Here is a 527-nt window from a genome sequence, read left to right on the forward strand (position 1 = left end):
AGTGCGTGTTTGAGAAGGATCTTGTTATTGGTATGCGAGGGGGCGTGGGCCTTGGCGGACGGCGGGCTGGCCACCGCGGGCCAGGCGGCGGGTCATGAGGCCGATGGCTGCCCAGCGGATCATGGCCTCGCTGGTGGAGGTGTGGCGTTCGTAGTCGCGGGCGAGTCGGCGGTGCCCGGTGAGCCAGGCCAAGGTCCGTTCGACCACCCACCTGCGGGGCAGCACAGCGAACCCCTTCTGGTCTGCAGGTTTGCGGACAACGCTCACCGTGGTGCGCAGGGTGTCGGCGGCCCAGCCCAGCAGCCGCCCGGCGAACCCGGCGTCGGCGAACACATACCGGCAGGTGGGCGAGGTGAGATACAGGCCCAGCAGCGCCCCCTTGGCTCCGTCGCGGTCTTGGACGCTCGCGGCGCACACGGTCACGGTGATGAGCAGGCCGAGGGTGTCGGTGACGATGAAACGCTTGCGTCCAGGCACCTTCTTGCCCGCGTCGTACCCTCGCGTGTCCCGGCCGACGGTGTCGGCGG

At 69.6% G+C, this 527-nt stretch carries 1 protein-coding gene; it reads right to left on the reverse strand.

The window, feature by feature from the left end; all coding sequences use genetic code 11:
- Nucleotides 1-24: 24 nt before the first annotated feature.
- Nucleotides 25-527 (reverse strand): transposase (locus tag IEZ03_RS37320; protein WP_189241304.1); only part of this gene is annotated, 503 nt, incomplete at its 5' end.

The organism is Actinomadura livida (assembly GCF_014648675.1).
Taxonomy (GTDB): Bacteria; Actinomycetota; Actinomycetes; order Streptosporangiales; family Streptosporangiaceae; genus Spirillospora; species Spirillospora livida.